At 77.9% G+C, this 13,145-nt stretch carries 15 protein-coding genes; 12 read left to right on the top strand and 3 right to left on the bottom strand.

The window, feature by feature from the left end; genetic code table 11:
• The first annotated feature begins 8 nt into the window (after positions 1-8).
• From ACI79Z_RS19395 to ACI79Z_RS19360, 8 genes are all read left to right on the top strand, one after another.
• A complete protein-coding gene (locus ACI79Z_RS19395; RefSeq protein WP_387988287.1) occupies positions 9-1,130 on the top strand; it encodes a hypothetical protein in 1,122 nt (373 codons plus the stop codon).
• Between the two features lie 63 nt (positions 1,131-1,193).
• Positions 1,194-1,625: a heavy metal-responsive transcriptional regulator gene (locus tag ACI79Z_RS19390; RefSeq protein WP_456903532.1), complete on the top strand. Its 432-nt coding sequence runs from the start codon at positions 1,194-1,196 to the stop codon at positions 1,623-1,625.
• A 173-nt stretch (positions 1,626-1,798) separates the two neighbouring features.
• The gene (locus ACI79Z_RS19385) at positions 1,799-2,293 is read left to right on the top strand and encodes a DUF2975 domain-containing protein (protein WP_387988289.1); all 495 of its coding nucleotides are present in this window, start codon (positions 1,799-1,801) and stop codon (positions 2,291-2,293) included.
• Positions 2,293-2,538, top strand: coding sequence for a helix-turn-helix domain-containing protein (locus tag ACI79Z_RS19380; protein ID WP_387988290.1), 246 nt, complete (start codon positions 2,293-2,295; stop codon positions 2,536-2,538). Before ACI79Z_RS19385 ends, ACI79Z_RS19380 begins: the two co-directional genes overlap by 1 nt.
• On the top strand, positions 2,535-3,467 hold the full coding sequence (locus ACI79Z_RS19375) for an ABC transporter ATP-binding protein (RefSeq protein WP_456903531.1): 933 nt from the start codon (positions 2,535-2,537) through the stop codon (positions 3,465-3,467). The genes ACI79Z_RS19380 and ACI79Z_RS19375 overlap by 4 nt, the downstream gene beginning before the upstream one ends.
• A complete protein-coding gene (locus tag ACI79Z_RS19370) occupies positions 3,464-4,246 on the top strand; it encodes a hypothetical protein (RefSeq protein WP_456903530.1) in 783 nt (260 codons plus the stop codon). The genes ACI79Z_RS19375 and ACI79Z_RS19370 overlap by 4 nt, the downstream gene beginning before the upstream one ends.
• Positions 4,243-5,379, top strand: a complete 1,137-nt coding sequence (locus tag ACI79Z_RS19365) for an FAD-dependent oxidoreductase (protein WP_387988293.1) — start codon at positions 4,243-4,245, stop codon at positions 5,377-5,379. Before ACI79Z_RS19370 ends, ACI79Z_RS19365 begins: the two co-directional genes overlap by 4 nt.
• Positions 5,380-5,453: 74 nt before the next feature.
• Positions 5,454-6,905 carry a protein kinase domain-containing protein gene (locus ACI79Z_RS19360; protein WP_456903529.1) on the top strand — a complete coding sequence of 484 codons (1,452 nt, stop codon included), beginning with the start codon at positions 5,454-5,456 and terminating at the stop codon, positions 6,903-6,905.
• Positions 6,906-6,916: 11 nt separating this feature from the next.
• Here the strand turns inward: ACI79Z_RS19360 and ACI79Z_RS19355 are convergent, their stop codons facing one another.
• Both ACI79Z_RS19355 and ACI79Z_RS19350 read right to left on the bottom strand, forming a co-directional pair.
• Positions 6,917-7,417, bottom strand: coding sequence for a VOC family protein (locus ACI79Z_RS19355; RefSeq protein WP_387988295.1), 501 nt, complete (start codon positions 7,415-7,417; stop codon positions 6,917-6,919).
• Positions 7,418-7,424: 7 nt separating this feature from the next.
• Entirely contained in the window at positions 7,425-7,829 is a 405-nt protein-coding gene (locus ACI79Z_RS19350) for a GNAT family N-acetyltransferase (RefSeq protein WP_456903528.1), read from the bottom strand.
• Positions 7,830-8,154: 325 nt separating this feature from the next.
• On the opposite strand from ACI79Z_RS19350, the gene ACI79Z_RS19345 reads away from it, so the two are divergent.
• From ACI79Z_RS19345 to ACI79Z_RS19330, 4 genes are all read left to right on the top strand, one after another.
• On the top strand, positions 8,155-8,775 hold the full coding sequence (locus ACI79Z_RS19345) for a hypothetical protein (RefSeq protein WP_387988297.1): 621 nt from the start codon (positions 8,155-8,157) through the stop codon (positions 8,773-8,775).
• A gap of 620 nt (positions 8,776-9,395) precedes the next feature.
• Positions 9,396-9,677: a hypothetical protein gene (locus tag ACI79Z_RS19340; RefSeq protein WP_456903527.1), complete on the top strand. Its 282-nt coding sequence runs from the start codon at positions 9,396-9,398 to the stop codon at positions 9,675-9,677.
• A complete protein-coding gene (locus ACI79Z_RS19335; RefSeq protein WP_387988299.1) occupies positions 9,677-10,606 on the top strand; it encodes a hypothetical protein in 930 nt (309 codons plus the stop codon). The genes ACI79Z_RS19340 and ACI79Z_RS19335 overlap by 1 nt, the downstream gene beginning before the upstream one ends.
• A gap of 194 nt (positions 10,607-10,800) precedes the next feature.
• Positions 10,801-12,192, top strand: coding sequence for a neutral zinc metallopeptidase (locus ACI79Z_RS19330; protein WP_456903526.1), 1,392 nt, complete (start codon positions 10,801-10,803; stop codon positions 12,190-12,192).
• A 9-nt stretch (positions 12,193-12,201) separates the two neighbouring features.
• Here the strand turns inward: ACI79Z_RS19330 and ACI79Z_RS19325 are convergent, their stop codons facing one another.
• The gene (locus ACI79Z_RS19325) at positions 12,202-13,116 is read right to left on the bottom strand and encodes an alpha/beta fold hydrolase (RefSeq protein ID WP_456903553.1); all 915 of its coding nucleotides are present in this window, start codon (positions 13,114-13,116) and stop codon (positions 12,202-12,204) included.
• Positions 13,117-13,145 lie beyond the last annotated feature (29 nt).

Raw genomic sequence — 13,145 nt, 5'->3', positions numbered from 1 at the left:
GGAGCGCCATGGGGACGTACGACACCGTGCACCACGGGCACCGCTACGAGCAGGTCAAGCTGTGGGGCAAGGGCCTGCGGTACCTGCACGTCGGCGACCGGGTCGGCCTCCCGCGCGGCGGGCTCGGCCCCACGGGCACCTACACCGTCGCGATGCACACGGGCGGCCACGTGCACGTCGTGGACGGCGTCCTCGCCGGCTGGGAGGAGGAGCCCGGCGCGGGACCGCTGCTGACGACCCGCGGCGGCCGGTTCGACCCGGCCGACTGGCCCGGTGGCCCCTTCGGTCCCTGGTACCGGGACGCCGACGCGCCCCCCGACCGGCGCGTCTTCACCGGCCTCGACCGGGACTGCCCACGGCACGGGGAGCCACCGCTGCGGCTCGCCCGCGACGACGACCCGGACCTGCGGCGCGAGCGTGCCCTCGCCGCCGCGCGGGCCGACGTCGCCGCGCGGCTGGCCGCGGGCCTCGACGAGGCCGGGCGCGTCGAGGCGGCCCGCGGGTACCTCGCCGACCGGCGGGGCTGGGTGCAGGTGGCGGTCGAGGGCGCGGCCGGGTTCCTCGGGATCGCCGAGGACCCGGTCCGGGCGGGGGACCGGCTGGTCGCGTTGCTGTCGACCGCCGCGCCCGGCGCGCCGGAGTGGCGGAACGCCGCCTCGCTGCTGGAGGACACCGCCGCCGTGCTGGCCGCCCCCGCGGTGGCCGGCGCCCTGCGCCTGATGGCCGCGGCGCTGCCCCGGGACGAGGTGCGGGAGACCGACCGGGAGGCGGAGTCCCTGGACTCCGTCGCGCACCCGGCGATCCGCCGCCGGCGCCGCAGCGTCGCCCGGGCCGACGACTGGGCCCACCGGCTGGGCCGCTACGACGACCTCCACTTCCGCGCCGCCGCCGAGGCGGCGGTGGCCCGGCACGGGGCGGCCGTCCTGCCGGCGGTCCCGCTGCCGTTCTGGGGGCGGGACATCGTGGTCGACGAGGTCGCCGCGCCCCTCCTGGTCCCCGTCCTCGGCCGCGACCTCACGCCCGAGGAGCGGAGCGTCCTGACCTGGGCGCTGCTCGGTGTGCCCGGGTCCCTCGAGACGCTCGACGCGGCGACCCTGGCGGCGGCTCTGCGCCGCACCCTCGCCGGCTGAGGACCCCTCCGCCGGGCGCCGGGCTTGACCCTGGACCCGGGTCACAGGCCTAGCGTCGGCCGCATGACAGCGACAGCCGTCCGCGGGCTCCGCGTCGCCGAGCTGGCGTCCGCGGCAGGGGTCCCGACGGACACCGTCCGCTACTACGAGCGCGTCGGCCTGCTGCCGGAGCCGGAGCGGACCGCGGCGGGCTACCGCAGCTACGACGCCGGCGCCGTCGACCGGCTGCACTTCATCCGCGGCGCCCAGCGCCTGGGCCTGCGGCTGTCCGACATCCGCGCCCTGCTGGCCGTGCGCGACACCGGGACGTGTCCCTGCGAGCCGGCCGAGCAGCTGCTGCGCCGGCGTCTCGACGAGGTCGACGCCGAGATCGCCCGCCTCGTGGCCCTCCGCGCGCAGATGCGGGCGATGGCCGACGCCCTGCCCTCGGCGCAGTGCCCGCCGCCCAGCCCCGGCACCTGGTGCCCGCCCGCGAGGGGAGGTGACGAACCGTGAGCGACCCGATCGAGGACGACTGCTGCGACGAGACCTGCGACTGCTGCTGACGGCGCGCGCCTGACGCGAGAGCGGCCGGGCCCGGGACCGGTGCGCTCTCCACAGCCGAGGGACCTCTCGTTCGTCGACAACCGTCTATCGACATTCGATGGATCATGCGCGAGAGTCGATGCATGTCACGCATGCACCGGGTGGTCGTGCCCCTGCGGGTCCTGCTCGTCGTCGTGTTCGCCGCGTTGGCCGCCGCCCAGGTCCGGGCCGTGCCGGAGCTCGTGCCGGACGTCGCGGACCCGTCGCTGGAGCAGACGGTCGTGGGCTGGGTCATGTGGACGGTCCTGGTCCTCGCGCTCGTGTGCGTCCAGGTCGTCATCGTCTGCACCTGGCAGCTGCTGACGCTGGTCACGGCCGACCGCATCTTCAGCGCGAGCTCCCAGCCGTGGGTGGACGCGATCGTCGGCGCGATGGCCGCCGGGTGGCTGATGCTCCTCGGCGCCTTCGTCTGCTCCTACTACTTCGTCGTCGACGAGGTGAGCGACGACCCCGTGCTCCCCGCGCTGCTGGTCGTGCTGCTGCTGGTCGGCGCCGTGGTCGGGCTGCTCGTGGTCGTCATGCGGGCGCTGCTGCGGCAGGCCACCGTCCTGCGCACCGACATGGAAGCGGTCATCTGATGCCCATCGTCGTGCGTCTCGACGTCGAGCTGGCCCGGCGGAAGATGAGCGTGGGCGAGTTCGCCGAGCGGGTGGGGCTCACCCCGGCGAACGTCGCGGTGCTCAAGAACGGGCGGGCCAAGGCGATCCGCTTCAGCACCCTCGAGGCCGTGTGCCGGGTGCTCGACTGCCAGCCCGGGGACATCCTCGAGTGGGTGCCCGACGGGCAGGAGGCCCCGCAGCCGGCGCACGAGGCCTCGCGGTGATCGAGGTCCGCGGCCTGACCAAGCGCTACGGCGACGTCCTCGCCGTCGACGACCTGAGCTTCGACGTCGTGCCCGGGACCGTGACCGGCTTCCTCGGCCCCAACGGGGCGGGCAAGTCGACGACGATGCGGATGGTCCTCGGCCTGGACCGCCCGACCGCGGGGACGGCGCTGGTCGGCGGACGGCGGTTCGCGGAGCTGACCGAGCCGCTGCGCGAGGTCGGCGCCCTGCTCGACCCCGGCGCCGTCCACCCCGGCCGCACCGGGCGCGACCACCTGCGCGTGGCGGCCCGGACCAACGGCATCCCGGCGCGCCGCGTCGACGAGGTGCTCGGGCAGGTCGGCCTGGAGCGCGCCGCGCGCCGCCGCATCCGCGCGTACTCGCTCGGCATGCGCCAGCGGCTGGGCATCGCGGCCGCGCTGCTCGGCGACCCCCGCGTGCTGCTGTTCGACGAGCCGGTCAACGGGCTGGACCTCGACGGCGTCCGCTGGATCCGCGGGCTGCTGCGCGGGCTCGCCGACGAGGGCCGCACCGTGCTGGTCTCCAGCCACCTGCTCGGCGAGGTGCAGGCGATCGCCGACCGGCTGGTCGTCATCGGCCGCGGCCGCCTCGTCGCCGACGTCACCACCGACGAGCTCCTGCGCGGGCCGGGCCGGCCCCGGGTCCGGGTCCGCAGCCCGCAGCCGGAGGCGCTGACGGCGCTGCTCCGGCGGCACGGCCTCTCCGCCGAGCCTGCCGGGGGAGCGGAGCTGCAGGTCGAGGGCGGCACCGCCGCGCAGGTGGGCGACCTCGCCACGGCCGCCGCCATCCCGCTGCACCACCTGTCCGAGACGGCCGCCTCGCTGGAGGAGGCCTACCTCGCGCTCACCGGCGAGGCCGTCGAGCACCCCGGCCGGCCGGTCGCGGCGACGCCGGAGGGGGCCCGGTGACCGCGCCGTCGGTCCCCGGGGTGGGCACCGGGCGCCTGCTCGCCCGCACCGCCGCCGCCGAGTGGACCCGGCTGTGGACCGTCCGCGCCACCTGGTGGTGCCTGGCGGCCGCCGCCGTGACCACCGCCGGCATCGACGCCGTCGCCGGCGCGGAGGCGGCCGCGGACCCGCCGTCGGGGAGCGGCGCCTGGGCGGCGGTGGCCGTGCCGGTGCTGCCCGCGCAGTTCGCGCTGCTCACGCTGGTCCTCCTCGCGGTCACGTCCGACCACGCCACCGGCGGGATCGTCCCGACCCTGCAGTGGACGCCGCGCCGCGGGGTCCTCCTGGCGGCCCGCACCCTCGTGCCGGTCGCCGTCGCCACCGTCCTCGGGGTGGCGATCGCGCTGGCCGGCGCCATGGCGGCGTTCGCCGCGCCGCACCCGGAGATCACCCTGTCCTGGGACGACGGCCCGGGCGTGCTCGCCGACGTCGCCCTCGTGCTCGCCGCCGGCACCGCCCTCGCCGCCGGGCTCGGCTTCCTGCTGCGCGGCACGGCCGGCGCCCTCGTCGCCGCCTTCCTCCTGCTCCTGGTGCTGCCGCTGCTGCTCCCGGCGGTCGGCGCCGGCTGGTCGGTGGCGGTCGCCGAGGTGCTGCCCGGGTCGGGGGCGGCGTTCCTCCTGCTCGGCGGGGAGGGGCCGGGGATGACGCGGTCGTCGTCGGTCGCCGTGCTGCTCGCCTGGGCCGCCGGTGCGCTGCTGCTCGGCCTCCTGCGCCTCGTCCGCGCCGACGCCGACCGGTGAGCGCCCGCGACACCGCCGACGTGCTCGTCGTCGGCGCCGGGCTGGCCGGCCTGCACACCGCCACGCTGCTCGCCCGCCGCGGCCACGACGTGCTGCTGGCCGACCGGCGGCGGCGCCTGGACGGCGCGATCCGCACCACGGGCATCTTCGTCCGCAAGACGCTCGACGACTTCGCGCTGCCGCCGGACTGCCTCGGCCCGCCGATCCGGCGGGTGGTGCTGTACCCGCCGGACCGGCGCCGGCCGGTGGTCCTGGACAGCGACCGCGACGAGTACCGCGTGGGCGACATGGGCGCGCTCTACCCGGCCGCCGCCCGCGAGGCGGCCGACGCCGGCGTGCGGCTCGCGCTGGGGACCCGCTACGCCGGGCGCGCGGACGGCGGGTCCCTGCTGGCCGGCCCGGACGGGGTCGCGCGCGTGCGGGCGCGGTTCGTCGTCGGCGCGGACGGCGCCCGGTCCGCCGTCGCCCGCGACCTCGGCCTGGACCGCAACACGCACCTGCTGGTCGGCGCCGAGGAGGTGTTCCCGGTCGCGGACGGCGGGGGACCGCCGACCTTCCACTGCGTGCTCGACCCCTCGCTCGCCCCCGGCTACCTGGCCTGGGTGGTCGACGACGGCCGGCACGCCCACGTCGGCGTCGCCGGGTACGCCGCCCGCTTCCCGGACGGCCTGCGCGCGGCGCTGCGGCGGTTCGCGACGGGGGCGCCGGGCCTGCCCGCGGGCCGGCCGGGCGAGGTGGAGCGGCGCGGCGGGCCGATCCCCGTCGGCGGCCTGCTGCGCCGGATCGGCTGCGCGGACGGGCTGCTCGTGGGCGACGCCGCGGGCGCGGTCTCCCCGCTCACCGCCGGCGGCCTCGACCCGTGCCTGCGGCTGTCCCGGCACGCCGCCGACGTCCTCGACGACGCGCTGCGGACCGGCCGGGCCGACGCGCTGCGGCACTACGACGGCGCCGCGCTGCGCGCCGCGTTCCGCGGCCGGCTGCTGCTGCGCCGGGGACTCGCGGCGGTGCGCACCCCGGCGATGGCGGCGGCCGCCTTCCCGGTGCTGCGCACGGCGCCCGGGCGCGCCGCGGCACGCCGGGTGCTCTTCGGGGACCGCTCCTTCCCCGACCCCGCGCGACGTACCGTCTCCTGAGGCCGGTCGTCCCCGCCGCGGGCGTCCGGCGGCCGGGGGGACCGGCCACCGGACGACGAGGGGGAAGAGGACCGATGCGCCCGACGGGCGACCTGCTGGGCGGCCGCTACCGGCTGGACTCCGTCCTCGCCAGCGGCGGCATGGGACGGGTCTGGCGGGGGCACGACACGCTGCTCGACCGGCCGGTCGCGGTGAAGGTCCTGCGCAGCGAGTACACCGGCGACCCGTCCTTCCTGCAGCGCTTCCGTGCGGAGGCGCGGCACGCGGCGCAGCTGTCCGACCCGCACATCGCCGCGGTGCACGACTACGGCGAGACGGTCAGCCCGGACGGCGAGCCGCTGGCCTACCTCGTGATGGAGCTGGTGGCCGGGGAGCCGCTGTCGGCTGTTCTCGCCCGCGCCGGCCGGCTGGACGCGACGGAGACGCTGCGCATCGTGCGGCAGGCCGCCGCGGGGCTGGCCACGGCGCACGCCGCCGGCGTCGTCCACCGGGACGTCAAGCCGGGCAACGTGCTCGTCGTGCCGGACGGCGGGGTCAAGATCACCGACTTCGGGATCGCCCGGTCGGCGTCGAGCGTCCACATGACCCAGACCGGGCAGGTGATGGGGACCGCCCAGTACATCTCCCCGGAGCAGGTGCAGGGCGCCAAGGCCTCGCCCGCCAGCGACGTCTACGGCCTCGGCGTCGTCGCCCACCAGTGCCTCACGGGACGGGTGCCCTTCGACGCCGAGAGCCCGGTGCAGGTGCTCCTCATGCACGTCCAGCAACAGCCGCCGCCGCTGCCGGCCGACGTGCCGGCGGACGTCCGCGCGCTGGTCGAGCGGGCGATGGCCAAGGACCCGGCCGCCCGCTTCCCCGACGGCGCCGCCCTGCGCGACGCCGTCGACGCGGTGCTCGCCGGCCGGCCGGCCCTGGGCGCGTCGTCGGCCACGCTCGTCCTCCCCGTCGCGGCCCCGCAGCAGACGACCGTCCTCCCGGCCGACGCGACGGCGCCCTCCGACGTCCCCGGGGAGGCGCCGCGGCGCCGCCGGCTGCTCGCCGGTGCGCTCGCGCTGCTCGTCCTCGCCGTCGTCGGGGTGGCGGTCGTCCTCGGCACCCGCGGGGACCCCTCCCCGTCCGCGGCGCCGTCGTCCTCCCCGTCCGCGTCGCAGCCCGTGACCTCGTCCTCGGCCCCGTCGCCGTCCGCCCCGACCACGACCCAGCCCGCGCCGCCCCCCACGGTCGACGTCGTGGCCGCCGCCCTGGTCGGGCGCCCCTTCCCCGACGTCCAGGCGGAGCTGGTCGCCCTGGGGCTCCAGGTGCAGCCGGGCACGGTCGTCACCGGCGACGTCCCGGAGGGGCAGGTGGTCGCCGTCGACCCCACCGGCCCGGTCGTCGTGGGGTCGGCGGTCACCGTCACCTACGCCACGCCGCCCCCGGTGCAGGACGAGGAGGAGGACGAGGGCGGGGACGACGAGGGCAACGGGAACGGGAACGGCAAGGGCAACGGCAGGGGCCGCGGGAACGGCAACGGCGGCGGCGACTGACCGCCCGGGCCTCAGAGCACGGACAGGCCGTACATCTCCCCGAGCGGGTCGGCGATCAGCTCGATGCGGGCGCCGTCGGGGTCGCGGAAGTAGACCGAGACGCCGCTGTGCACCTCGTGCGGCACCCCGGCGTCGGTGAGCCGCCGCACCAGCTCGTGCCAGCGCTCGGGCTCGACGCTGATGGCCATGTGGTGCAGCCCGCCGAGCACCTCGGCGTAGGGGCCGACGTCCAGGCCGGGGAAGTCGAAGAACGCCAGCAGGTTGCCGTTGCCGATGTCGAAGAAGAAGTGCGAGGAGCCGGGGTAGTCGCGGTTCTCGACCAGCTCGGTCAGCGGGAAGCCGAGGACCTCCTGGTAGAAGCGCACGGTCCGCTCGACGTCGCTGCTGATCAGCGCGGTGTGGTGCAGGCCGCGGGCGGTCGAGGGCGGGCGCTCGCCGGCCGGCTTCAGGTGCGCGGCGCGGATGCGGTCGCGCTCGGCCTCCAGGGCGCTCAGGTCGCGGGTCTCGGTCATCGGGGTCTCACCTCGGGTCGTCGGGGGTCGGGTGGTCGGCGGCCGGCGCCAGCCCGAACTGTGCCCTGCGGTCGGCGGGCACGAGGTCGAGGTAGTCCGGGTGCCGCCGGATGTGACCCCGGATGAACGGGCAGAACGGCAGGACCCGCGCACCCGCCTCGCGGGCGGCGTCGAGGGCGCCGCGCGCGAGCACGGAGCCGAGCCCGCGGCCCTCGAAGGCCGGATCGACGACGGTGTGGGTGAACGACAGCGCCGACGCCGTCCGCCGGTACTCGGCGTAGCCGGCGACCGCGCCGTCCACGAGGACCTCGAAGCGGCTGGCCGCCGTGTCGTCGACGACCACCGGTGCACTGTCGGTCACGGGTCTGTCGGTCACGGGTCTCCTCCGTTCGTCCCGGGGATGATCGCGCATCCCGGCCGGGCGCGGTCCCGGTCCGCCTGCGCCACCGCCGGGACGCGCCGGGGGTTGAGCCGAAACGGCGTCGTCGTGCGGTTTCGGCACATCCACACGCACGCGTGAGCGCGGAACGGTCGACATGTGGGCGGTTGGAGGAGCCGGTCACCGTCCGTGTCGGTGGCCTTCGCAACGATCCGACTACGCCGTGTCACGCGAGCGCCGCACCGGGGTCCGCGTCGCGCGCCGCGCCCCTACGTTTCTGCCACCCGCTCCGCCCTCACCCGGCGGGCGCGGCCGCCGTCGCGCTTCCCCCGCGGCGGCCCCATGGACGGGATGAACGGTGGAACCAGTGGCACTCCGCAGCAGTGAGATCAGGGTCGACGGCCAGGCACGCCTGGGCTGGTGGCTCGTCGTCGACGACGGGCAGGGACGCGACCGCCTCGTCGACGGTCCCTTCCCCGACCGGTCGGAGGCGGCCTGGGCCGCCTCGATGCACGCCGGCGACGCCCGGCCGGTCTACGGCGTCCTGCGGCCCGACGGCGGCCTGCACCGCCGCCCCTCCCCGCAGGAGCTGGCCTGGCTGGGCCACCTCGGCGACCAGCTCGACCGGCTGCCCGCGGACTGGGACGCCGAGCTGACCGACGAGGACCCGCTGGCCACCCTGGTCGTCGAGGTCACCGCCGCGCTGACCGAGGCCGGCCTGCCGCTGTGGGACGCCGCCGGTGACGGCGCCGCGCTCGGCGGGGCCTGCGTCAGCGCCGAGCCCGCCCTCGACGGCGTCGTCGTCGGCTGGCGGCAGCACGACCGGATGAGCGTCGAGCAGGTGCACGGCCTGGTCGCCGACATCTCGGTGCAGGCCGTCATGAACCGCGCGCTCGCCGACGTGCTCTGGCTGCGCGGCCTCGACGTCACGCCGCTCGGCGAGGAGGCCGGCGGACACGTCGTCCGCTACGCCGAGTAAGCGCCGCACGCGCCACACAGCACGCCCTCCCGGGACGCCGTCGACACCGACGGCGTCCCGGCGTCGTTCCCGGGTCCCGCCTCCCGCCGGACCCCCGTGGCAGGCTCCGGGCGACCCGGGACGGCGAGGACGGAGGCGGACGCGCCCCGGGCCGGGTCCACCGAGGGACCGCACGAGGAGCGGCACCGCGACGGGTCCCTGCGCGCCCGCGGGCACGTCGTCGGCGGGCGGCCCGTCGGCTGCGGGGAGTGGTTCCGCCTCGACGGGACGGAGCTGCGCTCCGGGTGGTCCGACCACGGCCGCCCGACCGGCGAGTGGACCACCCACGACAGCAGCGGCGCGCCCCGCGAGACGGCCACCCGGGGCTGATAGCGCCCGACACGCCGCCGCCCGGGATCACCGACCGGGCGCGGACGCCGTCCACGCGGGGGGACGCACCGCGAGTCGACAAGACGTCGTCGGTTGCCCACGGTCACCACCCCCGCGGACGGGCGCACACAACGATCACGTGACGCCGCCGCGGGAGCCGTGTCCAGCAGGGGTCCCGCGGGGCGCCCGGGCCCGATGCTCTCGGTGTCCCCGGCACTTCCCCGGCCGGGACGTCGTCCTGGAGGAACACCGTGAGCGCGCCCACCCTGCCGGCACCCCGCCGGACCTCCCCGTCCCCGCTACCGCCCGGGGACGGGCTCGGCATCGCCGACCTGCTCGACCTGCTCGGCCTCGAGTCCGACGCCGGCCTGCCCGCCGACGCCCCCGCCCCCGACGCCCCCGCCCCCGACGCTCCCGCCCTCCCCGGCCCCGCCGTCCGCGTGCCGGTGGACCCGGTGGCGGTCGTGCGCGGCTGGGTGCGGCGGGCGGCCGACTGGGGCGCCGGTCCGCAGCGGTCCTGGTGCGCCTGGTGATGACCGCCGTCCTGCTCTGGCCGGTGGTCGCCGTCCTGGGGTTCCTCGCGACGGCCGGGCTGGTCGTCGCGCTCGGCCGCAGCTCGACGGCCCGCTACGAGTTTGAGCGCAACGCCGCGAGCCGGCGGGAGCCGCCGGCCGGCCCGCCCGCGCCGGTCGCGGCGGGCGGTGACGACACCGTCCCCGTCCTGCTCAAGGCGCCGGTGCCGGCCCTGCCGACCGGCGGCGGCGAGGCCGCCGCGGCCGGCGCCGTCGCGACGGCCACCCCGGCCCGCACCGCCGTGGGGCTGGCGACCCACCCCGCCGGGCGGCGCAGCGCCTCGGCCGGCGCGCCGACGGCGTGGTGGCTGGCCGACGGGACCGGGGACCGGCCCGTCGCGCTCGCCGGGCCGTTCGACGACCGGGTGGAGGCGGACTGGGCGGCCGTGGCCTGCGAGCTCGACGGCGCGGTCCGCACCGTGCACGGCGTGCTCCGCGAGGACGGCACCGTCGCCCGGCGCCCCTCGCCGCAGGACCGGGCGTGGCTGACCGAGCTCGGCACCCAGCTCGACCGGCTGCCCGAGGACTGGGACGAGCTGCTCACCGACGAGGACGCGCTGACCACGCTGGTCGTGGAGGTCGCCGCCGCACTGGTCGAGGCCGGCCTGTCGCTGCACGACTGCTCGGCCACCGACCCGGGGACCGCCGCCGCCGGCGGGGTGTGCCTGACGCCGGAGACCACCCACGGCGGGGTCCTGGTGAGCTGGCGCCAGCACGACCGGATGAGCGTGCAGCAGGTCCGCGGTGCCGCGCTGGACACGGCCGTGCAGCGGACCATGAACGCGCTGCTCGCCGACGTGCTCGCGCAGTTCGGCTTCGTCGTCGACCCGTTCGGGCCGGAGGGCTGCTCCCTGGTCACCGCGATCCGCACCCACCCCCTCGGGGACTGACCGGCGGGTGGCGGGTCGGGGCCGTGCGGGACCGTGCCGGGCCGGCGCCCGCCCCCGGCCCGCCCCCGGCCCGTCGTCGCGGCGGGCGTGCCCGCCCCGCGCAGCGACGGCGCGCCGCGGGCGGTGCCGGCGTCCCGGCCCGGCGCGCGGCGCCGTTGACCGCGGGGTCGCCGCCGGGGAGCCTCGCTGTCACGATGCCCGCCGCCGCCCGCTCGCGCCGCCCGGCCGCCGGCGTCCTGCTGGTGGCGGGGGTGCTGGCGGGCGGCTGCACCTCCGTCGTCCCCGGTACGGCCTCCCCGACGGGGACGGCGACCACCGACGCCACCGACGTCGAGGTGCGGGTGCACCTGGCCGAGGACGGCGACCCGGCCGACCGGGTGGCCCGCAACGCGGTGGCCGACGTCCTCGCCTGGTGGGAGCGGACCTACCCGGAGGTGTTCGGCGGGCGGTTCGGGCCGATCGAGGGCGGCTTCTGGTCGGTCGACCCCGCCGAGACCGACCCCGCCGCCCTGCCCGACGGCGTCTGCTTCCCCGACGACGTCGACGACCTCGCCGACAACGCGTTCTACTGCGGCGACGACGACGTCGTCGTCTACGACCGGGCCTGGCTGGCCGACCTGGTCGGGGACTACGGGCCGTTCATCGTCGCCGAGATCATGGCGCACGAGATCAGCCACGCCGTCCAGGCGCAGGCCGGTCTCGACGACCCCTCGATCGTCGCGGAGACGCAGGCCGAGTGCTTCGCCGGCGCGTGGACCAAGTGGGTGGTCACCGGGCACTCCGAGCACTTCGCCGTGCGGCCCAAGGAGCTCGACCCGTACCTGCTCGGCTACCTGTACTTCGGTGACGCCGTCGGCACCCCGCCCGACGCCGAGGACGCGCACGGGTCGCTGTTCGACCAGCTGTCGGCCTTCCAGGAGGGCTACGCCGACGGTCCGGGGGCGTGCGCCGCCTTCGACGGGTCCCGCGTGTTCACCCAGGAGGAGGTCCTCCCGCGCCCGGGCGGGCGCGACCGGTCCTACCGCGCGGTGGTCGACGGCGCCGACGACGTGCTGGCCGGTTTCTGGCAGCAGGCCCTGACCCGCGGCTTCCCGGGCACCGGCCCGCTCGGCGGCCCGTTCGCCGCGCCCGAGGTCCGGGCCGCCGACGGCGCGGGCGCGGTGTGCACCGGCGAGGGCGCCGAGCTGGACCTGCAGTTCTGTCCCGGGGACGGCTCGGTCCGCTACGACGCCGCCGGCCTGCTCGAGCCGGCCTTCCACGAGGTCGGCGACTTCGCCGTGACGACGCTGCTCGGCCTGCCCTACGCGCTGGCCGTCCGCGAGCAGCGCGGGCTGTCCGTGGACGACCCGGAGGCGGTGACCAGCGCGGTGTGCGCCACCGGCTGGCTGGCCCGCGAGGCCCACCTCGGCGCGCTCGACGGCGCGCCGCTGGACCTCTCGCCCGGCGACGTCGACGAGGCGGCGGTGGTGCTGCTGCGGTACGCCACCGAGCCGACCGTCGTCCCGGAGTCGGGCCTGTCCGGCTTCGAGCTGGTCGACGCCTTCCGGCAGGGCTTCGTCGAGGGCGGCGACGCCTGCGGGCTCTAGGCGCCTGCTCTAGTCGGTGTCGAGGAAGTCCTCGACCACCGGCGCGAGCTCGTCGGCCTCGGTGACCAACGCCAGATGCCCGCCGCGGTACACGTGCAGCCGGGCGTCGGGGATCAGCCGCGCCATGATCCGGGCGTTGACCAGCGGGACGATCGGGTCGTCGTCGCCGGCCACCACCAGCGTCGGCTGCCGCACCAGGGAGAGGAACGGCAGGCTGCTCCAGCCCGAGCTCGCGGCCAGCTGGTAGTAGTAGCCGCGCCGCGGGCCGGTGCGCTCGTGCGCGTGCAGCGCCCGGGCGGCCCGCTCGGGGGGGGGGGGGGGGGGGGGGGCGGGGGGCGGGGCGGCGGGGGGGGGGGGGGGGGGGGGGGGGGGGGGCGGGTGGGGGGGGGGGGGGGGGGGGGGGGGGGGGGGGGGGGGGGGGGGGGGGGGGGGGGGGGGGGGGGGGGGGGGCGGGGGGGGGGGGGGGGGGGGGGCGGGCGCGCGCCGGGCCCCGGCCCCCCCCCCCCGCCCCCCCCCCCCCCCCCCGCCGTAGATGGTCGGCGCGATCCGCCGGGCGTACTCGGCGTCGCGGTGCCGCCGCGGCGTGAGCATGTGCGAGAGCACCCGCGGCGAGGCGGGCACCATCAGCGCGCCGGTGCCGGTGGCCGCGAGCACCAGCCGGCGGCAGCGGCGGCGGTGCTGGACGGCGAAGTGCTGCGCCAGGCCGCCGCCCCAGGACAGCCCCAGGACGTCGACCGGCCCGTCGTGGCCCAGCCGGCGCAGCACCCCGGCCACCACCGGTGTCAGCGTGCCCAGCACGTAGGGGACGACCGGCCGCGGGGACCCGCCCACGCCCGGGACGTCGAACCGGATCACGGTGCGCCGCGGGTCGAGCGCGTCCACGAAGGGCTGCAGCACCTCGAGGCTCGCGCCGATGCCGTTCATGAGCAGCAGCGGCGGCGTCGTGCCGTCGC

The organism is Geodermatophilus sp. SYSU D00663 (assembly GCF_054050655.1).
Note: the sequence above shows the minus strand (reverse complement) of the source record. Positions and strands in the feature narration are given on the sequence as shown.